The 20,320-nt window shown below is 70.2% G+C and carries 16 protein-coding genes; 11 read left to right on the forward strand and 5 right to left on the reverse strand.

The genetic code is table 11. The annotated features are described in order from the left end of the window. Positions 1 to 372 precede the first annotated feature (372 nt). Positions 373 to 2,166, reverse strand: coding sequence for a DNA helicase RecQ (gene recQ, locus KDK95_RS28115; protein WP_212521346.1), 1,794 nt, complete (start codon positions 2,164 to 2,166; stop codon positions 373 to 375). 339 nt (positions 2,167 to 2,505) lie between these two features. Between recQ and KDK95_RS28120 the strand changes: the two genes are divergently transcribed. Next, complete coding sequence (locus KDK95_RS28120) at positions 2,506 to 4,305, forward strand: thioredoxin domain-containing protein (RefSeq protein WP_212521332.1); 1,800 nt, start codon at positions 2,506 to 2,508, stop codon at positions 4,303 to 4,305. A gap of 124 nt (positions 4,306 to 4,429) precedes the next feature. Here KDK95_RS28120 and trhA read toward each other — a convergent pair whose 3' ends face one another. Further along, positions 4,430 to 5,095, reverse strand: coding sequence for a PAQR family membrane homeostasis protein TrhA (trhA, locus tag KDK95_RS28125; RefSeq protein ID WP_307844739.1), 666 nt, complete (start codon positions 5,093 to 5,095; stop codon positions 4,430 to 4,432). Between the two features lie 307 nt (positions 5,096 to 5,402). On the opposite strand from trhA, the gene KDK95_RS28130 reads away from it, so the two are divergent. The 5 genes from KDK95_RS28130 (at position 5,403) to KDK95_RS28150 (ending at position 11,367) form a co-directional block, all read left to right on the forward strand. After that, positions 5,403 to 7,211 (forward strand): phosphoenolpyruvate carboxykinase (GTP), encoded by a 1,809-nt coding sequence (locus tag KDK95_RS28130; protein WP_212521333.1) that lies wholly within the window; start codon positions 5,403 to 5,405, stop codon positions 7,209 to 7,211. Between the two features lie 365 nt (positions 7,212 to 7,576). Further along, a complete protein-coding gene (locus tag KDK95_RS28135; protein ID WP_212521334.1) occupies positions 7,577 to 8,338 on the forward strand; it encodes an isoprenyl transferase in 762 nt (253 codons plus the stop codon). 104 nt (positions 8,339 to 8,442) lie between these two features. After that, positions 8,443 to 9,753 carry an RNA 5'-3' helicase PhoH2 gene (gene phoH2 / locus KDK95_RS28140; protein WP_212521335.1) on the forward strand — a complete coding sequence of 437 codons (1,311 nt, stop codon included), beginning with the start codon at positions 8,443 to 8,445 and terminating at the stop codon, positions 9,751 to 9,753. A 52-nt stretch (positions 9,754 to 9,805) separates the two neighbouring features. After that, positions 9,806 to 10,633, forward strand: a complete 828-nt coding sequence (locus KDK95_RS28145; protein WP_212521336.1) for an ATP-binding cassette domain-containing protein — start codon at positions 9,806 to 9,808, stop codon at positions 10,631 to 10,633. Further along, positions 10,630 to 11,367 carry a hypothetical protein gene (locus tag KDK95_RS28150; protein ID WP_212521337.1) on the forward strand — a complete coding sequence of 246 codons (738 nt, stop codon included), beginning with the start codon at positions 10,630 to 10,632 and terminating at the stop codon, positions 11,365 to 11,367. The genes KDK95_RS28145 and KDK95_RS28150 overlap by 4 nt, the downstream gene beginning before the upstream one ends. Before the next feature lie 64 nt (positions 11,368 to 11,431). On the opposite strand, the gene KDK95_RS28155 is transcribed toward KDK95_RS28150, so the two are convergent. Then, positions 11,432 to 13,081, reverse strand: a complete 1,650-nt coding sequence (locus KDK95_RS28155; RefSeq protein ID WP_212521338.1) for a fumarate hydratase — start codon at positions 13,079 to 13,081, stop codon at positions 11,432 to 11,434. A gap of 176 nt (positions 13,082 to 13,257) precedes the next feature. Between KDK95_RS28155 and KDK95_RS28160 the strand changes: the two genes are divergently transcribed. From KDK95_RS28160 to KDK95_RS28175, 4 genes are all read left to right on the forward strand, one after another. Next, positions 13,258 to 14,496, forward strand: a complete 1,239-nt coding sequence (locus tag KDK95_RS28160) for an MFS transporter (RefSeq protein ID WP_212521339.1) — start codon at positions 13,258 to 13,260, stop codon at positions 14,494 to 14,496. Between the two features lie 67 nt (positions 14,497 to 14,563). Beyond that, positions 14,564 to 15,271, forward strand: a complete 708-nt coding sequence (locus KDK95_RS28165) for a FadR/GntR family transcriptional regulator (RefSeq protein ID WP_212521340.1) — start codon at positions 14,564 to 14,566, stop codon at positions 15,269 to 15,271. A gap of 26 nt (positions 15,272 to 15,297) precedes the next feature. Further along, positions 15,298 to 15,960 carry a DUF1707 SHOCT-like domain-containing protein gene (locus tag KDK95_RS28170; RefSeq protein WP_212521341.1) on the forward strand — a complete coding sequence of 221 codons (663 nt, stop codon included), beginning with the start codon at positions 15,298 to 15,300 and terminating at the stop codon, positions 15,958 to 15,960. Continuing rightward, positions 15,957 to 16,370, forward strand: a complete 414-nt coding sequence (locus KDK95_RS28175) for an acyl-CoA thioesterase (protein ID WP_212521342.1) — start codon at positions 15,957 to 15,959, stop codon at positions 16,368 to 16,370. Before KDK95_RS28170 ends, KDK95_RS28175 begins: the two co-directional genes overlap by 4 nt. A gap of 4 nt (positions 16,371 to 16,374) precedes the next feature. Here KDK95_RS28175 and KDK95_RS28180 read toward each other — a convergent pair whose 3' ends face one another. Next, positions 16,375 to 18,396: an MFS transporter gene (locus KDK95_RS28180; protein ID WP_212521343.1), complete on the reverse strand. Its 2,022-nt coding sequence runs from the start codon at positions 18,394 to 18,396 to the stop codon at positions 16,375 to 16,377. Positions 18,397 to 18,530: 134 nt separating this feature from the next. Next, entirely contained in the window at positions 18,531 to 19,529 is a 999-nt protein-coding gene (gene glpX, locus KDK95_RS28185; RefSeq protein ID WP_212521344.1) for a class II fructose-bisphosphatase, read from the reverse strand. 133 nt (positions 19,530 to 19,662) lie between these two features. Here glpX and KDK95_RS28190 point away from each other — a divergent pair, with 133 nt between their 5' ends. Next, positions 19,663 to 20,220: a DUF4245 domain-containing protein gene (locus KDK95_RS28190; RefSeq protein ID WP_212521345.1), complete on the forward strand. Its 558-nt coding sequence runs from the start codon at positions 19,663 to 19,665 to the stop codon at positions 20,218 to 20,220. The last annotated feature ends 100 nt before the right edge of the window (positions 20,221 to 20,320 follow it).

The raw sequence follows: 20,320 nt of genomic DNA on the forward strand, positions 1-20,320 counted from the left end.
TAGCTGCAGTCTCGTGGGCTCGGAGATGTGTATAAGAGGCAGGCCCCGTCCCGATCCGATCGACCGATACCGCCCGCAAAGTCTCGCTCTCGCTCATGCCGCGAGCCTACTGTCCGCCCCGCCGTCCGGCGCGCGGATCCTCTCCCGCAACTTAGTACGGAGCACGCGTCGTACCCTGATCAGCCCGGATGACCGCTCTCGCCGCGCTGCGCGCCGTTCACTCCTTCAGCTGGAACAAGCGCCGGACCCTATCCCCGGCTGAGCCGACTCCGACAGGATTGAGCCCAGAAGCTCCCGCGCCGGCTGCTGCGTAGTCACCGACCATCAGCACGCGCGGGAGCTTCGCCATCTCGCCATTTCGCGATTGCGCGGTCAGCCCTGACCGGCGATGGTGTCCAGGATCTGCTGGCCGTACTTCTCCAGCTTGCTCTCGCCTACGCCGTTGATGGTGCCTAGGGCGGCGAGGGTGGTGGGGGCTTGGGCGGCGATTTGGCGCAGGGTGGCGTCGTGGAAGACGACGTAGGCGGGGACGCCTTGGTCCTTGGCGGTGGCGGCGCGCCAGGTGCGGAGGTGCTCGAAGAGCTTCACCGCCTCTTCCGGCAGGTCGGCTACGGCGGCGGACTGCTTGGGCCGCTTGGGCGCGCGGGCTGGCCTGCTGGGTTCGCGGCGGAGCATTACCCGGCGTTCGCCGCGCAGGACGTCGGCGCTGGCTTCGGTGAGGGCGAGGGTGCTGTAGTCGCCTTCGACCATCAGCAGTTCCCTGGCCAGCAGTTGCCGCACCACTCCGCGCCACTCACCGTCGGTGAGCTCGGTGCCGATACCGAAGACGCTGAGGGCGTCGTGGTCGAACTGCGTGACCTTGGGGGTCTGCTTGCCGAGGAGGATGTCGATCGACTGGCCCGCTCCGAAGCGCTGCCGGCGCTCGGACTTGAGGCGGTAGACGGTGGAGAGCAGCTTCTGCGCGGCGACGGTGCCGTCCCAGGTCTCGGGCGGGTTGAGGCACGTGTCGCAGTTGCTGCACGGCTCGCCTCGCTGGCCGAAGTAGGCGAGCAGCTGGACCCGTCTGCATTCGACGGTCTCGCACAACGCGAGCATCGCGTCGAGGTGGCCGGTGAGCTGGCGGCGGTAGGCGTCGTCGCCCTCGGAGCCGGCGATCATCTTGCGCTGCTGGACGACGTCCTGCAGGCCGTAGGCCAGCCACGCGGTGGACGGCAGGCCGTCGCGGCCGGCTCGGCCGGTCTCCTGGTAGTAGCCCTCGACGGACTTCGGCAGGTCGAGGTGGGCGACGAAGCGGACGTCGGGCTTGTCGATGCCCATGCCGAACGCGATCGTGGCGACCATGACCAGGCCGTCCTCCCGCAGGAAGCGGGCCTGGTTGGCCGCGCGGACGCGTGCGTCGAGGCCCGCGTGGTACGGGAGCGCCGGGATGCCGTTGTCGACCAGGGACTGCGCGGTCTTCTCGGTGGACGCGCGGGAGAGGCAGTAGACGATGCCGGCGTCGCCCGCGTGCTCGGTGCGCAGCAGTTCGAGCAGCTGACGCTGCGGCTCGGCCTTGGGCACGATGCGGTACTGGATGTTGGGCCGATCGAAGCTCGACACGAAGTGCTTCGCGTCGGCGAGGTTCAGCCGCTCGGCGATCTCCGCGTGCGTGGCCTCGGTGGCGGTCGCGGTCAGCGCGATCCTCGGCACGTCCGGCCAGCGCTCGTGCAGCATGGAGAGCGCGAGGTAGTCCGGCCGGAAGTCGTGGCCCCACTGGGCGACGCAGTGCGCCTCGTCGATCGCGAACAGCGAAATCCTCCCGCGATCCAGCAGGCGCAGCGTCGAGTCCGAGCGCAGCCGTTCGGGGGCCAGGTAGAGCAGGTCGAGCTCGCCGGCGACGAACGCCGACTCCATGCGGGCGCGCTCGTCCGGGGCCTGCGTCGAGTTCAGGAAGCCTGCGCGCACTCCGAGCTCGGTCAGCGCGTCGACCTGATCCTGCATCAGGGCGATGAGCGGCGAGACGACCACGCCGACGCCTTCGCGCACCAGCGCGGGGATCTGGTAGCACAGGGATTTGCCCCCGCCGGTCGGCATCAGCACGAGCGCGTCGCCACCGCCGATGACGTGCTCGACGATCTCCTGCTGCGCGCCCCGGAAGGAGCTGTAGCCGAACACGCGATGCAGCACCTCGGCCGCGCTCGCCCCGGCTTCGACCGCAGCGCCGGCGGCAGCGTCGGTCGGAGTGCCAGGGTCAGCGTCGACCGCAGTGCCGGTGGCAGCGCTGACCGCAGCGTCGGTCACCGCCGCGGTGGCGGTCACCTCGGGTTCGGGCGTGGGCGAAGTCACCTGGGAAAGTCTACGGGGTCGGTTTCGCCGAGGGTTCCGGGCGGCCGTGGCCTGTACCTGGTCACAGCTACGGCCGCTTGCCACGCGGTGGCGGAACCTGACCCCACGTCAGTACGATCTGTACGATTTTCGCCACTCTGGGTATCTGGTGTAGCGCGGCAAAGTGGGTAGGCTGAGGCCGTGAACCGACTTGCGGCCGCGACCTCGCCGTATTTGCTTCAGCATGCTGACAACCCGGTGGACTGGTGGCCGTGGGGCGAGGAGGCGTTCGCCGAGGCTCGGCGGCGGAATCTGCCGTTGTTGATCTCCATCGGCTACTCGTCGTGTCACTGGTGCCACGTGATGGCGCACGAGAGCTTCTCGGATCCGACCACCGCCTCCGCGATGAACGCGGGCTTCGTGTGCGTGAAGGTGGACCGGGAGGAGCGGCCCGACGTCGACGCGGTCTACATGCAGGCGACGCAGGCGATGACCGGTCACGGCGGATGGCCGATGACCGTGTTCACGGACCACTCGGGGCGGCCCTTCTTCACCGGCACGTACTTCCCGCTGCGCACGCGCGGGTCCACGCCGGGCTTCCTGCAGGTGCTCGCGAAGGTCGCCGCCGCGTGGGCGGGTCGCCGCGGTGAGGTGACGCAGGTCGGAGCGGCGGTCGCGGCTCGCATGGCGGAACTGGCGGTCCCGGTCGGCGGACGGGGCAAGGGCGGCGAGAAGGGTCTGACGGCCGACGAGCTCGACGCTTCGGTGCGGCAGTTGGCGGAGGAGTACTCGGCCGACGAGGAGCACGACGGGATCGGCGCGGGGTTCGGCGGCGCGCCGAAGTTCCCGCCGTCGATGACGCTGATCCAGCTGCTGCGTCACCACGCGCGCACGGAGTCGGCGCAGGCGCTCGCGATGGTGGCGCAGACGTGCAACGCGATGGCACGCGGCGGCATCTACGACCAGCTCGGCGGGGGTTTCTCGCGGTACGCGGTCGACGGGACGTGGACCGTGCCCCACTTCGAGAAGATGCTTTACGACAATGCCTTGCTACTACGGGTCTACGCGATGCTCTGGCGCACCTCGCCCTCCCCGCTCTACCGGCGCATCGCCGAGGAGACCGCCGGCTTCATGATCCGCGAGCTCGGCACGGCGGCCGGCGGCTTCGCGTCGGCGCTCGACGCGGACACGGACGGGGTCGAGGGCCTGACCTACGCGTGGACGTACCAGCAGCTCGTGGACGTGCTGGGGGCCGAGGACGCGAAGATCGCGGCGGCGGCCTACGAGGTGACGAAGGCCGGGAACTTCGAGGAGGGCAAGTCCGTGCTGCGGCTGGCCGCCGAGCCGGTCGGCGCGGCGAGGAACGCCGAGGACGTGAAGCGGGTCGCCGCCAAGCTCCGGGTGGCCCGCGCGCAGCGGCCGCAGCCGGGCCGGGACGACAAGATCGTCGCGTCGTGGAACGGACTGGCCGTCTCCGCACTGATCGAGGCGTCGGCCGCGCTCGGGCGGCCCGACCTGCAGCGGGCCGCGCTGCGCTGCGGGCAGTTGCTTTTCGACGTGCACATGGCGGACGGACGGCTCGTGCGGACGTCCAGGGGCGGGCGCGCCTCGGAGAACCCCGGCGTGCTCGAGGACTACGGCTGCGTCGCCGAGGGCTTCGTCGCGCTGCACACGGCGACGGGGGACCGGGCGTGGCTCGAGCGGGCCGGCGTGCTGCTCGACACGATCCGCGAGCAGTTCCGCTCGGACGGCGGCCTGTACGACACCGCCGCCGACGCCGCGCCGCTCTACTTCCGGCCGAGCGATCCGACCGACAACGCCAGCCCGTCGGGCACCTCCGCGGCGGCGGCCGCGTTCGCCGCGTACGCGCAGGCCGCGGACTCGGACGAGGCGCTCGAGGACGCCCGCGCGGCACTCGGAGCCGCGCGGGCGCTGGCCGCGCAGGCTCCGAGGTTCGCGGGGTACGGGCTCGCGGTCGGCGAGTCGCTGCTGACGCGCTAGCCGGGACCGTCTAGCCAGGACCATCTAGCCAGGACCGTCCAGGGACCCTCCAGCCGGGACTGTCCTGCCGCGGCTGTGTGGCCGCGGCTGTGTAGCCGCGCGGATGCAGCCGACGTGGCCGGGACTACGCGACCGCCTTCGAGGACGAGAGCACGGCTATCGCCACCGCGATGTAGTGGCAGCAGAACGCCGCGATCGTGAACAGGTGGAACAGCTCGTGGAAGCCGAACCAGTTCGGCCAGATGTTCGGCCGCTTCATGCCGTAGAACACCGCGCCGACCGAGTACAGGATGCCGCCGGTCGCGATCAGCACGACCACCGCCACGCCGCCGTTGTGCAGCAGCTGAGGCATGAAGAACACCGCCGCCCAGCCGAGCGCGATGTAGCACGGCACGTAGGCCCAGCGCGGCGCGTCCAGCCAGAACATCCGGAAGCCGATGCCGATCAGCGCCCCGCTCCAGACGAGCGTGAGCAGCAGCTCCGCGGAGCCGCGGCTGAGCAGCGTGACGGAGATCGGGGTGTAGGTGCCGGCGATGATCAGGAAGATGTTCGTGTGGTCGAAGCGGCGCAGGACCGCCTTGACCCTCGGGTTCCAGCTCACCGTGTGGTAGACCCCGCTGACCCCGAACAGCAGCCAGGAGGAGACCGCGAACACGGTGCACGCGGCGGCCTCGCCGGTGGTCGGCGCGAGGCAGATCAGCACGATCCCGGCGGCCAGGGCGAGGGGGAATATCCCGGCGTGCAGCCAGCCGCGCAGCTTGGGTTTGAGGATCGCTGTGGCGGATGCCACACCGCCCACCGGCGTTAGCTCGGTCACAGGGCGCACCTGCCCTGATCACTTCGAGTCATGAGATTGGTCACACCCTGTCGTCGGCGGCCCGCTTCCTCGTGGACCAGAAGTCGTCAGAAAATCGGACATTCACCCTGCGCAAGCCCGCGAAACGGGCCCGACGCCAGAGTAACTTACGGCACCGTAGGTTTGTCGAGGGCCGTTCGGCACTATCCACCATTCGGGACGGCGTGGTTATAGTCCAAAGCACCCTCAATACAGCGCCCGGGTGGTGCGGACCCCCGGCGTGACCTTTGGAGTGCGCACGATGACGTTCGCGGTGAACAATGCACCGACCCCTCATGCCGGCCTGATCGCCTGGGTCGAGGAGATCGCCCGCCTGACCCAGCCGGAGAACGTCGTGTGGTGCGACGGTTCCGACGAGGAATGGACTCGGCTGACCGAGCAGCTCGTCGAGGCGGGCACCCTCAAGCGGCTCAACCCGGCCAAGCGGCCCAACTCCTTCTACGCGGCCTCCGACCCCTCCGACGTCGCGCGGGTCGAGGATCGGACCTTCATCTGCTCCGAGCGCGAGGAGGACGCCGGCCCGACGAACCACTGGGTCGCCCCCGCCGAGATGCGCTCGACGCTGAACGGCCTGTTCGAAGGCTCGATGCGCGGTCGCACGATGTACGTCGTGCCGTTCTCGATGGGCCCGATCGGCTCCCCGCTCGCCGCCCTCGGCGTCGAGATCACCGACTCCGCCTACGTCGCGCTCTCCATGCGCGTCATGACGCGGATGGGCCAGGCCGTGCTCGACGAGCTCGGCACCGACGGCGAGTTCGTGAAGGCCGTGCACACGGTCGGCGCGCCGCTCGAGCCGGGCCAGGCCGACGTGCCGTGGCCCTGCAACCCCACGAAGTACATCACGCACTTCCCGGAGGACCGGGAGATCTGGTCCTTCGGCTCCGGCTACGGCGGCAACGCGCTGCTCGGCAAGAAGTGCTACGCGCTGCGCATCGCCTCGGTGATGGCCCGCGACGAGGGCTGGCTCGCCGAGCACATGCTGATCCTCAAGCTCACGCCGCCGTCCGGCGAGGCGAAGTACATCACCGCCGCGTTCCCCTCGGCCTGCGGCAAGACCAACCTGGCGATGCTCACCCCGACCATCCCGGGCTGGAAGGTGGAGACCGTCGGCGACGACATCGCGTGGATGCGCTTCGGCGAGGACGGCCGGCTCTACGCGATCAACCCGGAGGCCGGGTTCTTCGGCGTCGCGCCGGGCACCGGCGACTCGACGAACGCCAACGCCATCGCCACCCTGGACGCCAACGCCATCTACACCAACGTCGCGCTGACCGACGACGGCGACGTGTGGTGGGAGGGCATGACCGACGAGAAGCCCGCGCACCTGACCGACTGGCGCGGCAACGACTGGACCCCGGCGTCCGAGACCCCGGCCGCGCACCCGAACGCGCGCTTCTGCGTCCCCGCCGGGCAGTGCCCGACCATCGCCTCGGAGTGGGACGACCCGAAGGGCGTGCCGATCTCGGCGATCCTGTTCGGCGGACGGCGCGCCACCGCGGTCCCGCTGGTCACCGAGTCGAACTCCTGGCAGCACGGCGTCTTCCTGGGGGCGAACATCGCCTCGGAGAAGACCGCGGCGGCCGAGGGCACCGTCGGCGAGCTGCGCTACGACCCGTTCGCGATGCTGCCGTTCTGCGGCTACAACATGGGCGACTACTTCGCGCACTGGCTCGAGGTCGGCGAGAAGGCCGCGTCGGCGGACCTGCTGCCGAAGATCTACTACGTCAACTGGTTCCGCAAGGGCTCCGACGGCTCGTTCCTGTGGCCGGGCTTCGGCGAGAACAGCCGGGTGCTCAAGTGGATCGTCGAGCGCCTCGACGGCAAGGCGGACGGCGTGCAGACCGCGATCGGCGTCGTGCCGCGTCCGGAGGACCTGGACCTGGCCGGCCTGGACCTCGACCCGGCGAAGCTCGACGAGCTGCTCGGCGTGGACGCGGAGACCTGGCGGCGCGAGGCCGGCCTCATCCCGGCGCACTTCGACCGCTTCGGCGGCCACCTGCCCGAGGAGCTGTGGCAGGAGCACCGCGAGCTGCTCGACCGTCTGGGCTAGGGCGTGTTTTGAAACTAGCGTCGGATCAGGCCGCGGCGTCTGGCGCGTGCGATCGCAAGGCGCCGGGTCGTCCGCATACTGGGCGTACGTGGGCGGTCCGGCAACGCGGTGAGCGTGCGTGGCAGGCGTCGCGGACCCGGCGATAGTTGCAAAACACGCCCTAGGGCCCAGGCCGGCCGTTGGGCCGTAAGGGGCGCGAACCGCGCTCCGTGGAGATCTTCACTACATCCTCACAGCCGTCCCGGGTTCTCCTTACCCGGGGCGGCTGTGTCGCGGGATAGGCTCGGTTTCCAGGCTGAGGGGGACGGCTCGCGGGGGTGCGGACTTCACAACACCGATCGGCAGCGAGAGGCAGCGGCGAAGTAATGGGACTGCGCGACCTGGCCTACAGCGCCTACGAACGGCGGCTCGCCGCGCGGATCGATCAGGAACGGCGTCCGCGGCACATCGGCGTCATCATGGACGGCAACCGCCGCTGGGCCAAGGCCGTCGGCCAGCACATCGCCGAGGGGCACCAGCGCGGCGCGGACAAGATCCACGACCTGCTCGAATGGTGCGAGGAGGCCGGGGTCGAGGTCGTCACCCTGTGGCTGTTCTCCACCGACAACCTCAACCGGCCGGCCGCCGAGCTCGAGGACCTGCTGCGGATCATCGAGGGCGCGGTGCGCAGCCTCGCCGAGACCGGACGGTGGCGTATCCGCACCGTCGGCGCGCTGGACCTGATGCCGGGTGAGTTCTCCCGCAGCCTCAAGGAGATCACCGCGGAGACCACCGCGAACCCGGGCCTCGTGGTCAACGCCGCCATCGGCTACGGCGGCCGCAAGGAGATCGCCGACGCGGTCCGCTCGCTGCTGTGCGAGCACGCCGACCGCGGCACCTCGATCGAGGACCTCGCGCAGATCATCGACGTCGAACACATCACCGAGCACCTCTACACCGCGGGCCAGCCCGAGCCCGATCTGATCATCCGGACATCCGGCGAGCAGCGCCTGTCCGGCTTCATGCTGTGGCAGTCGGCGCACTCCGAGTTCTACTTCTGCGAGGCCTACTGGCCCGCCTTCCGCAAGATCGACTTCCTGCGCGCCCTGCGTGACTTCGCCCAACGGCAGCGCCGCTACGGTGCGTGAATGGCCGATGGCCTTGCGCTGCCGTTTTTCGCTCCCCCGGATGGGGTAAAGCGCTGGTAAGGGCGTGTCCGCCCAGGGATACGCCATACAGAGCCGGAGCACTAGTGGCCACATCTGATCGGCGCACTTACGTCCTGGACACCAGCGTTCTGCTGGCCGACCCCACTGCGGTGACCCGCTTCGAGGAGCACGAGGTCGTCATTCCGCTCGTGGTGGTGAGCGAACTCGAGGGCAAGCGCCAACATCCGGAACTCGGTTATTTCGCCCGCGCGTCACTGCGTCTGCTGGACGAGCTGCGCGTCGAACACGGCCGGCTGGACCAGCCGCTGCCGATCGGCGACGCCGGAGGGACGCTGCGGGTCGAGCTCAACCACTCGGACATCTCGGTCCTGCCGCCGGGTTTCCGTCCGCACGCCAACCCGGAGAACGATGTCAGGATCCTGGCTGTCGCCAAGGCCCTGGCCGCCGAGGGCGCGGACGTGGTGCTCGTCTCGAAGGACCTGCCGCTGCGGGTGAAGGCGGCCGCGGTCGGCCTGCCCGCGGAGGAGTACCGGGCGGAGCTGGCCATCACCACCGGATACACCGGCATGGCCGAGGTGGACCTCGCCGGCGACCAGGTGGACGAGCTGTTCGAGCAGGGCCGGATCGACCTGCCGGAGGCCGCCGAGCTGCCGTGCCACACCGGCCTGGTGCTCGTCTCCGAGCGCGGCAAGGCGCTCGGCCGGATCACCCCGGACAAGCACGTGCGCCTGGTGCGCGGCGACCGCGAGGCCTTCGGCCTGCACGGCCGCTCCGCCGAGCAGCGGATCGCCCTCGACGTGCTGCTCGACCCCGAGATCGGCATCGTCTCGCTCGGCGGGCGCGCGGGCACCGGCAAGTCGGCGCTGGCGCTGTGCGCCGGCCTCGAGTCGGTGATGGAGCGCCGGCAGCACCGCAAGGTGGTCGTCTTCCGGCCGCTGTACGCGGTCGGCGGCCAGGACCTCGGCTACCTGCCGGGCACCGAGGGCGAGAAGATGACGCCCTGGGGCCAGGCCGTGTTCGACACCCTCTCCGCGCTGACCACGTCCGAGGTCATCGACGAGGTCGTGGATCGCGGGATGCTCGAGGTGCTGCCGCTCACGCACATCCGCGGCCGCTCGCTGCACGACTCCTTCGTGATCGTGGACGAGGCGCAGTCGCTGGAACGCAACGTCCTGCTGACGGTGCTCTCCCGGATCGGCAGCGGCTCGCGCGTCGTGCTCACCCACGACGTGGCCCAGCGCGACAACCTGCGGGTCGGCCGGCACGACGGCGTGGTCTCGGTGATCGAGAAGCTCAAGGGCCACCCGCTGTTCGCGCACGTGACCCTCACCCGGTCCGAGCGCTCGCCGATCGCCGCACTGGTCACCGAGATGCTGGAGGACCTCTCGGTCTGACCCGGTTCGAACTGTGGCGGATCTGTAGCACGCGGATCGCTATTGTGGGCGCATGCTGCTGACCGGTGTCGGATACCGCTACAGCCGACGCGCGCCGTGGGTGCTGGAGAAGGTCGACCTCGATCTGGCCCCCGGCGCGCTGATTCGGATCGGGGGTTACAACGGCAGCGGCAAGTCCACGCTGCTGCGCATCGTCGCCGGCGCGCACCGGCCGGGACGGGGACGCGTCCTCGACCGTCCCGCCCGGAGCGCGTACGTGCCCGGGACGCTGCCCGCCCTGCCCTTCAAGGTGCAGGACTACCTCGGCCACCTCGGCCGTATCCAGGGCCTGACGTCGGGTGAGACCGAGGCGCGGGTGCAGGCCGGGCTCGAGCGCTTCGAGGCGGCCGGCTACCGCAAGCATCGAATAGGCGACCTCTCGCGCGGTACGGCGCAGAAGGTGGCGATCGTGCAGGCGCTGCTCGGCGAGCCCGAGCTGCTGATCCTGGACGAGGCGTGGACCAGCCTCGACTCGGCCGGACAGGCCGAGCTCGACACCGTGGCGCGCGAGATGCGCGACGCCGGCGGCATCGTCGTGTACGTCGACCACGACGCGCAGCGCCTCGCCGAGGACGCGACCGCCGCGTACCTGCTGCGCGACGGAGCGCTGATGCCCGCCTCGGCCGCCGACTTCGCCGTCGCGATGGCAGTCATCGACTTCGAGAACGCGCCCGACCCCTGGCCGCTGCCCGGGCACCCGCGGATCCTGGCCGACGGCGCACTGCGCGTGACCATCCTGGCCGAGCACTCCGACCGGCTGCTGCGCGACGTCCTCTCGACGTATCCGAACACCCATGTCAGGACCGTGCGTACGGTGGAAGGCGGCCGGGAGATCCTGTGACTTCGACGACTCCGACGACTCCGACGACTCCGACGCAGCTGCCGGCCGGCCGCAAGGGCGGCGCCGGGCCGAGGCTGACCGGCACCCAGACGCTCGCCGTGGTCCGCTACCACGCCACCCTCTTCGCCGGCTCGCAGCGCTGGCTCGCGCCCGCGCTGCTGTACGGCATAGCCCTGGCCATCGACTCCGCGGGCGGCGACAAGTCCTCCGACGCGTTCGCCTACAGCGCCGCGTTCCTGGTCCCCGTGGCCGCCTGGATGACCCGCTCCATCCTCACCGTCGAGCCGCCCGAGTCCGCGGCCATGGTCGCCACCCTCGTCGGCCCCGCCCGGGCCCGCCTCTCCGCCCTTTCCGCCGCGACCGGCTGCGCCCTGCTCTGCGCCGTGGTCGGCGCCGTGGTCGCCGCCATCGGCGGAGCAGGCGGAACCACCGCCGAAGTGCTCGCCGGCATCTGCACCGAGCTCATCTGCGTGCTCCTCGGCACAGCCGCCGGCGCCGTGGCGGCCCCGCCCCTCGTCCCCGAGACCGGCTGGGGCGTGCTGCTCGCCGGCATCCTCGCCCTCGGCCTGCTGATCGCCCGCTTCTCCCCGGCCGACCTCAGCATCAGGGCCCTGACCGCCGTGTCCAACGGCAGCGCTCTGCACTTCCCGGTCTACGCGCTTCCGTTCGCGCTGGCGGTGACGGGGCTGGCGTGGTGGCTCGCGACCTTCTCCGCGACCCGGCACTCGGTCTGAGGACGCGGGGTTCACGAGTGCTTGCAGGCGCGGCTGGGCGGCCACGCCTGCGGCTGCCTCCGCGTCAGGGCTTCTGCCCGATGTTCAGCAGGGGCTTGTCGTCGCCGGGGTCGGTGAAGAAGTCGTTGCCCTTGTCGTCGACCACGATGAAGGCGGGGAAGTCCTCGACCTCGATCCGCCACACGGCCTCCATGCCGAGCTCGGCGTAGTCGAGCACTTCGACCTTCTTGATGCAGTCCTGGGCGAGGCGGGCGGCGGGGCCGCCGATGGAGCCGAGGTAGAAGCCGCCGTGGGCCCGGCACGCGTCGGTGACCTGCTTGCTGCGGTTGCCCTTGGCCAGCATGACGAACGAGCCGCCGGCGGCCTGGAACTGGTCGACGTAGGAGTCCATCCGGCCGGCGGTCGTCGGGCCGAAGGAGCCGGAGGCGTAGCCCTCGGGGGTCTTCGCCGGGCCCGCGTAGTAGACCGGGTGGTTCTTGATGTAGTCGGGCAGCGGCTTGCCGGCGTCCAGCAGCTCCTTGAGCTTCGCGTGCGCGATGTCTCGGGCGACGACGAGGGTGCCGGTCAGCGAAAGGCGCGTCTTGACCGGGTACTTCGTCAGCTCGTTGCGGATCTCGGTCATCGGGCGGTTCAGGTCGATCCGCACGACGTCGTCGTCGAGGTGCTCGTCGGTCGTCTCCGGCAGGAAGCGCGCCGGGTCCTTCTCCAGCTGCTCCAGGAACACGCCCTCGGGGGTGATCTTCGCGAGCGCCTGGCGGTCGGCGGAGCAGGAGACGGCGATGGCCACCGGCAGCGACGCGCCGTGCCGGGGGAGGCGGACCACGCGCACGTCGTGGCAGAAGTACTTGCCGCCGAACTGGGCCCCGATGCCGAGGCGGCGGGTGAGCTCGAAGACCTCCTGCTCGAACTCGCGGTCGCGGAAGCCGTGCGCCAGCATCGAGCCCTCGGCGGGCAGCGCGTCGAGGTAGTGCGCGGAGGCGTACTTGGCGGTCTTGAGCGCGAACTCGGCGGAGGTGCCGCCGATGACGATGGCCAGGTGGTACGGGGGGCAGGCGGCCGTGCCGAGCGAGCGGATCTTCTGCTCCAGGAAGGCCAGCAGCGCCTTCGGGTTCAGGATCGCCTTCGTCTCCTGGTACAGGTACGACTTGTTCGCCGAGCCGCCGCCCTTGGCCATGAACAGGAACTTGTACGCGTCGCCCGCGGTCGCGTAGAGCTCGATCTGCGCCGGGAGGTTCGAGCCGGTGTTCTTCTCGTCCCACATGGTCAGCGGCGCCATCTGCGAGTAGCGCAGGTTGAGCTTGGTGTACGCGTCGTACACGCCCCGCGCGATGTGCGCGTCGTCGTGGCCGTCGGTCAGCACGTTCTGCCCGCGCTTGCCCATCACGATCGCGGTGCCGGTGTCCTGGCACATCGGCAGCACCCCGGCCGCGGCGATGTTCGCGTTCTTCAGCAGGTCCAGCGCGACGAAGCGGTCGTTCGGGGAGGCCTCCGGGTCGTTCATGATCGAGGCCAGCTGCCTGAGGTGGTCGGTGCGCAGGAAGTGCGCGATGTCGTGCATGGCCTCCGCGGTCAGCAGGCGCAGCGCCTCCGGCTCGACCTGCAGGAAGGTACGGCCGGCCGCCTCGACCGTGGACACGCCCTCGCTGGTCAGCAGGCGGTACTCGGTCTCGTCCTTGCCGATCGGCAGCAGGTCGGAATAAGCGAACTCGGGCATAGCTACTGCGCCTCCATAGACCCTTTTACAGACCCCAGCGTCCTCGGGCTCAAGCCTATGCCTGCGCGACGCGGCGACCGGCCGTTCCGGGCGTGGCCTTGACCACGTCGCCGGGGCGCGGGCGCGGCCCAAGATCGGGCATGACAGCAGACATCATACGTATTATCATCGAGTCCATGACGGACACGTTACGGCAGGTTCACGCCGCCGACCAGGCCACCCCGGGCAGGCCGCGGGCCGAGGGCACCGCGCTCATCCTGCTCGGCATCGTGCTGATCGCCGCCAACCTGCGGCTTTCCGTGTCCGCCACGGGCGCGCTGCTGGACCAGCTCGGCAGCTCGCTGCACCTCGGCTCGGGCGTCGAGTCCTTCCTGACCGCGGTCTGGCCGCTGGCCTTCGCGGTCGGCGGCGTCTCGGGCTCCTGGCTGGCCCGCCGCTACACCGCCGGGACCGTGATCATGTGGGCGGTCGCCGTGCTGGCGCTCGGCCAGGTCGTGCACAGCCTGCACGACACCCCAGCGCTCGTCTTCGGCTCGGTGCTGGCCGGTCTCGGCATCGCGCTGGCGAACGTGCTGCTGCCGGTCGTCGTCCGGCAGTACTTCCCGGACAAGGTCGGGCCGGTCACGGGGCTCTACGCGATGGTCCTGTCGGCCGGAGCCGCCTTCGCGGCGCTCGCCTCGGTGCCCGTCTCCGAGCACACGCACAACGTGGACGCGGGCCTGGCCGTGTGGGTCGTCCCGGCCGTCATCGGCTTGGTCGCCTGGATCGCCGCGCGGCCGCAGCGTGCCGCGCACCCGACCAACGCCGCCGTCGCCGCGCCCGCCGCGCATCTGCCGCTGCGTCAGCTGGCCCGCAGCCCGCTGGCGTGGAGCATGGCGCTGCTGTTCGGCCTTCAGTCGACCGGCGCGTACGTGGTCATGGGCTGGCTGCCGACGGTGCTTTCCGACGCGGGCATGTCCGCGAGCAAGGCCGGCGTCGTGCTGTCGGCGATCTTCTTCATCGGCATCCCGATCAACTACGCCGCACCGCACTTCGGCGCGCGGATGCGCGATCCGCGGCCGCTGCTGACCGGGCTCTCCCTCGCCTCCACGATCGGGTTCACCGGCCTGATCCTCGCGCCGAACTCGCTGGTCTGGCTCTGGGCGTTCATCCTCTCCTTCGGCATGGCCACCTTCCCGCTGGTGCTCGCGCTCTTCCCGCTGCGCGGCGGCACGCCGGAGGGGACGGCGGCGCTGTCCACGTTCAGCCAGTCCGTCGGCTACCTGATCGCCACGACCGCGCCGCTCGGCTTCGGCCTGCTGCACGACGCGACCGGCTCGTGGACGGTGCCCCTGCTGCTGATCGTCGTGGCCACGGTGCTTCAGGCGGTCGTCGGGCTCTACGTCGCCTCACCTCGTCGCGGCACGGTGTCATAGCAGGGCATTTCATGAGACAGTTCCGGTCACACGCGGGTTCGAGGGCAGGGAAGCAGGTGGTGAAGGCGTGAGCGAGCTGGCAGGGATCCGCCGCGGATCGCTGTGCGACGAGGTCATCGCGCAGCTGCGCGACCAGATCGCCTCGGGCACCTGGCCGGTCGGCGAGCGCATCCCGCCCGAATCGGAGCTCGTCGAGCGCCTGCAGGTCGGTCGCGGCACCGTGCGCGAGGCCATCAAGGCCCTGGCACACATCGGCCTGCTGGAGGTCCGGCAGGGCGACGGCACGTACGTGAAGTCGCGCAGCGAGCTCGCCGGGGCGCTGCGCCGGCAGATGCGCAACGTCACCGAGCTGAACGTGCAGGAGGTGCGCCGGGCGCTCGAGGTCGAGGGCGCGCGGCTCGCGGCCAAGCGGCGCACCGAGCAGGACCTCGCCGCGATGACCGCCGCGCTGGACGAGCGCGACGTGCACGCGAAGGCTGCGACGGAGCTCGGCCGCTACGACGAGTCCTGGGGCGTGCCGTGGGTCGAGGCGGACGTGCGCTTCCATCAGGCCGTCGTCGCCGCGTCGCACAACCCGATGCTCACCGAGATGTACATGGAGATGAGCGCCGAGCTGTCCGCGCTGCTGCTGAGCTCGGCCGAGCAATCGGACCACGAGCCCTACCTGGTCCGCGGCCACCGCACGCTGCTCGACGCGATCCGCGCGCACGACGAGCAGACCGCGATGCTCGAGGCGGTGCACAACATCGAGTCGGCGCTCGACAGGCTCTCCTGAATTCCCCGATCGGTTAGATTGGCCCGGTGACCCCGTCTCCGTTCGGCAGCATGGAACCCGCCCCGCAGGACGACCGCAGGCTCGCCCTGCGCGCCTCCGACGCCGACCGCGACCACGTCGCCGCGCTGCTCGGCCAGGCCCTCGCCGAGGGGCGGCTGAACGCGGAGGAGCACGCGGAGCGGCTGGAGAGCGTGTACGCGGCCAAGACCCTCGGCGAGCTGCGTCCGCTGGTCGCCGACCTGCCGGTGAGCTTCACGCCGCCGACCGCCGGAGCGCCCGCGCAGCCGGCGTACCGGTCCGACGCGGCGTCGCTCGCGAACATGCCGCCCACCGACACCGTGATGGCCGTCTTCGGCGAGCAGAAGCGGCGCGGCCGCTGGCTGGTGCGCAGCGGGCTCGACGCCAAGGCGATCTTCGGCTCCGTCGAACTCGACCTGACCGAGGCCGTGCTCGAACAGCGGGAGCTGACCATCTCGGCGACGTCGATCCTCGGCGAGGTGACGCTGATCGTCCCCGAGGGCGTGATGGTGGTCAACGAGGGCACGGCGATCCTCGGCGAGCGGAACATGTCGCTCTCGCAGGAGGAGCCGTACACGGCGGAAACGCCCATCGTGCATGTCCGCGGCTTTACGCTCCTCGGTAGCGTGGAGGCGAAGCGCCCCAAGAAGAAGTGGTTCAGGAACCGATGAGCACCAAGCCGCTGCACGTCCACCGCGAGACGATCTGGTTCGACGAGCTCGACATGGTGGGTGTGCTGCACAACGCCCGCTACGCGATCCACGTCGAGCGTGCGATGACCTCCTGGTACCACTCGCTCGCCGACCTCGATCCGTCCGACAACCTGATCGTGGTCAAGCAGTACGACATCGAGTTCGTCCGGCCGTTCACCCGGGAGCGCGGCGAGCTCGTCGTCGAGATCTCCCTGGAGCGGCGCGGACGCACCAGCGCGGTCTTCTCCTTCCGCTGCCTGTCCTACCCCGAGGGCGAGGACGGCCCCGAACTGCTGCACGCCCGGGGCATCCGCGCCATCGTGAAGGTCTCGCCCGGCGACCTGCGGCCCGCGCCGTGGTCGGACCGGTTCCTGGCCTACGAGGGCTGACGGGTTAACCCCGCATCAGGGTGTAGTCCGGCGCGTCGAGCGAGTTGTCGGCGAGCGTCTTGAGGAACGCGATCAACTCCTCGTGGTGCTCCGGGTCCCAGCCCTTGAGCTGCTCTTCGAGCAGTTGCAGCCGCACCTGCGACATCTTGTCGATGATGTGCTCGCCCTCGGGGGTGAGGGTGAGCACGCCGTTCGGATCCCGCTGCACGGTGCCCGCGTTGATCATCTTGTCGACCTTCGGCCGGATCTCGTCGAGCGAGGTGCGCAGCCGCGTGCAGATCTGCTCCTCGGTCAACGGGCCCGCGTTGTGCAGCCGGAACAGGGCGTAGGCGTGCGGCACGGAGATGTCCAGATCGGCCCGCTCGATGACGCGGCCGTAGCGCTCCCAGACGTTCTGACGGCTCGACAGCTTCGTGACGAAGCGCTCGATCTCGGCCAGCGACGTGCGGAATGTCGGCAGGCCGGAGGATTCGCCGAGGTCGGTCGTGCTCGTCGCGGTACGCAGCGGCACTTCGCGCAGGAACAGCGCGAGCACGAACGCGACGAGCGCGATCGGCGAGGCGATCAGGAACACGTGCGCGCAGGATGTGGCGTAGATGTGCACGAACGGGTTGCGCAGGACGGGCGGCAGCTTGTTGACGGCAGTGGGGTCGCCGAGGATCTGCTTGACCGGGAAGGTCGTGGCGAGCACGCCGTTGTGCAGCGAGGTGTCGACTTTGCTCGAGAGCTCGTTGTTCAGGATCGTGCCGAAGATCGAGGCGCCGAACGAGCCGCCGATCGAGCGGAAGTACGTCACGCCCGATGTGGCCACGCCGAGGTCCGCGTAGTCCACGTTGTTCTGCGTGGCGATCGTCAGCACCTGCATCGTCAGCCCGATGCCGAGCCCGAACACGGCCATGTACCAGCCGAGCGTGGTCGAGCTCGTATGCTCGTCGATCCGCGACATCAGGAACAGGCCGAGCGACATGCACAGCGTGCCGATGATCGGATAGATCTTGTAGCGCCCGTATCTGCTGATCAGCTGGCCGGTGCCGATCGAGGCGACGAGCAGCCCGGCCATCATCGGCAGCAGCCGCAGGCCGGAGATCGTCGGCGAGTCGGCGTTCACCACCTGCATGAACAGCGGCAGGTAGGACAGGCCGCCGAACATGCACAGGCCGACGACGAAGCCGATCGCGGAGCACTGCGTGAACACCGGATTCCGGAACAGCTTGAGCGGCAGTACCGGTTCGGCCGCGCGCTGCTCGACCAGGATGAACAGGAAGATGAGCACGACCGCGCCCGCGGCGCACAGGTAGATCGGCGCCGAGCTCCAGGCCCAGGTGCTGCCGCCGAGGCTGGTGATCAGCACCAGGCAGACCGAGGCGGCGGCGATCAGGAACACGCCGAGGTAGTCGATCTTCGGCTTGTGGTCCGGGTTCTTCTTCGAGAGCGCGACGGAGATGACGGCCAGTGCGATCGCGCCGATCGGCAGGTTCACGTAGAACACCCAGCGCCAGCTGAGGTTGTCCACCAGGAACCCGCCGAGCAGCGGACCGAGGACCGACGCCACCCCGAACACGGCGCCGATCACACCCTGGTACCTGCCCCGGTCGCGGGGCGGCACCACGTCGCTGATGATGGCCATCGACAGAACCATCAGACCGCCGCCGCCGATGCCCTGCAGCGCGCGGAAGGCGATCAGCTCGACCATGTTGTGCGCCTGGCCGCACAGCACCGAGCCGATCAGGAAGATCACGATGCAGACCTGGAAGACGGTCTTGCGGCCGAACATGTCGCCGAGCTTGCCCCAGAGCGGGGTGGTCGCCGTCGAGGCCAGCATGTACGCCGTGACCACCCAGGACAGGTGGTTCGCGCCGCCCAGGTCGCCCACGATGGTCGGCAGGGCGGTCGCCACGATCGTCTGGTCGAGGGCGGCCAGGAACATCCCGAGCATCACGCCGGCGAACACCAGCATGACCTTGCCGTGGTTCTCCTCGATCGGCGGCGTGCCGGTGTCGGCCTGCTGAGCCTGGTCCACTGCCATGGGCGGCCTCCGTCTCGGCGGGACTCCTCTGGTAACCAGGGGAGCACCACGGAAACGAGGCCGCCCTACGGGACGTCCGAACGGGCGTCAGCCCGGCGTCTCCACCGGCCGCTCGGCCGTCCGGGTGTGGGAAATCACCCGAAATCGACCGAACTGTAGGTGCGCAGCTTCGTCAGTTGGTGCTCCGACTCGATACGGCGCACGGTACCGCTCTTGGAGCGCATGACAAGGGAGGTGGTCACCGCGCCGCCTGAGCGGTAGTGCACTCCGCGCACCAGTTCGCCGTCCGTGATGCCGGTGATGGCCACGAAGCAGTTCTCTCCGGTGACGAGGTCGTCGGTGCTCAGCACCCGGCTCAGGTCGTGCCCGGCGTCGATCGCCTTCTGCCGCTCGGCGTCGTCCTTCGGCCACAGCCGGCCCTGGATCACGCCGCCGAGGCACTTGATCGCGGTCGCCGCGATGATGCCCTCGGGGGTGCCGCCGATCCCGAGCAGCAGGTCCACGCCGGTGCCCGGCCGGGTGGCCATGATCGCGCCGGCCACGTCGCCGTCCGAGATGAACTTGATCCGCGCGCCCGCCTCGCGCACCTCGCGCACCAGGCCCTCGTGCCGCGGCCGGTCCAGGATGACGACCGTGACCTCGCTCGGCGAGCCGCCCTTGGCCCGGGCCACCGCCTGGATGTTGTGCGCGACCGGGGCGGTGATGTCCACCGCGCCGGCCGCCTCCGGGCCGGCGACGAGCTTCTCCATGTAGAAGACGGCCGAGGGGTCGTACATCGAGTGCCGCTCGGCCAGCGCGATCACCGCGATGGCGTTCGGCATGCCCTTGGCGTTCAGCGTGGTGCCGTCGATCGGGTCCACCGCCACGTCGACCTCGGGGCCGTCCCCGTTGCCGACCTGCTCGCCGTTGAAGAGCATCGGGGCGTGGTCCTTCTCGCCCTCGCCGATCACCACGACGCCGTTCATCGAGACGGTGTTGATCAGGCGGCGCATCGCGCCCACGGCGGCGCCGTCCGCGCCGATCTTGTCGCCGCGGCCGACCCAGCGGCCCGCCGCGAGCGCCGCGGCCTCGGTCACCCGGACCAGTTCGAGCGCCAGGTTCCGGTCGGGCACCTCGGGCTGTGTTTGCGTCATCTGCAGTCCTTCCGCACGGGGACGTGGCCAGATCGATGTTCGGTTATGGATACGCGGCTGAGGGTTGCCGGTTCGATGATCCTACCGGTGACCCGGTGTTCGGCCAGAGCGAGCGGCTTGGGATGATGGGCCCATGGCGAAGAAGGGCTCCTCGAGGCTGCGCACGACCGTCCGGGACATGGTCCTGTCGATGGTGCTGATCGTGCTGCCGATCCTGGCCGTGTTCTGGCTGATGCCCTCCAACCACGCGGCCTCGCCGGTCGCGGCGGTCTCGGACGGCGACTACCAGGCGATGCTGGCCTCGGCCCGCGGCGGCTCGCTGCCCTTCACGGTGCTCGGCCCGACCGGGCTGCCCTCGGGCTGGGAGCTGACCTCCGACAACTTCCAGCCGCCCGGCGAGACCGCGGCCCTGTGGCACCTCGGCTACCAGACCCCGTCCGGCAAGTACGCCGTCTACGAGCAGAGCACCGAGACCTTCGGCCAGTTCCTCGTCGCCGCCTCCTCGAACGCGGCGAAGTCCGGCTCCGTTCAGGTGGCCGGCGCCGACTGGACGGAGTACACCGGCACCGAGCCGGCCGCCTACCGGACGCTGCTCGCCCGGAAGTCGGCCGACGGCAGGAGCATCGAGGTCGTCGCCGGCTCCGGCCCGCTCAGCGAGCTCGAGACCCTCGCCGCCTCGCTCCGGGGCTGAGCCTCGCCGCCGCCGGAATTCCGCTCGGCTTCCAGGCATCGCGCGCGGGCCGTGGGCGGCCCTTCCCACCCGCCCCAGCGGCCCCGAAGACCCTGAGGGG

The sequence above is a fragment of the Actinospica acidithermotolerans genome, assembly GCF_018139625.1.
Lineage (GTDB): Bacteria > Actinomycetota > Actinomycetes > Streptomycetales > Catenulisporaceae > Actinospica > Actinospica acidithermotolerans.

Bases quoted from the DNA above. Each gene is read 5' to 3' on its own strand.
- KDK95_RS28130 (WP_212521333.1), top strand. From the start codon at position 5,403: ATGACGTTCGCGGTGAACAATGCACCGACCCCTCATGCCGGCCTGATC.
- KDK95_RS28135 (WP_212521334.1), top strand. From the start codon at position 7,577: ATGGGACTGCGCGACCTGGCCTACAGCGCCTACGAACGGCGGCTCGCC.
- KDK95_RS28145 (WP_212521336.1), top strand. From the start codon at position 9,806: ATGCTGCTGACCGGTGTCGGATACCGCTACAGCCGACGCGCGCCGTGG.
- KDK95_RS28155 (WP_212521338.1), bottom strand. From the start codon at position 13,081: ATGCCCGAGTTCGCTTATTCCGACCTGCTGCCGATCGGCAAGGACGAG.
- KDK95_RS28160 (WP_212521339.1), top strand. From the start codon at position 13,258: ATGACGGACACGTTACGGCAGGTTCACGCCGCCGACCAGGCCACCCCG.
- KDK95_RS28175 (WP_212521342.1), top strand. From the start codon at position 15,957: ATGAGCACCAAGCCGCTGCACGTCCACCGCGAGACGATCTGGTTCGAC.
- KDK95_RS28180 (WP_212521343.1), bottom strand. From the start codon at position 18,396: ATGGCAGTGGACCAGGCTCAGCAGGCCGACACCGGCACGCCGCCGATC.
- glpX (WP_212521344.1), bottom strand. From the start codon at position 19,529: ATGACGCAAACACAGCCCGAGGTGCCCGACCGGAACCTGGCGCTCGAA.
- KDK95_RS28190 (WP_212521345.1), top strand. From the start codon at position 19,663: ATGGCGAAGAAGGGCTCCTCGAGGCTGCGCACGACCGTCCGGGACATG.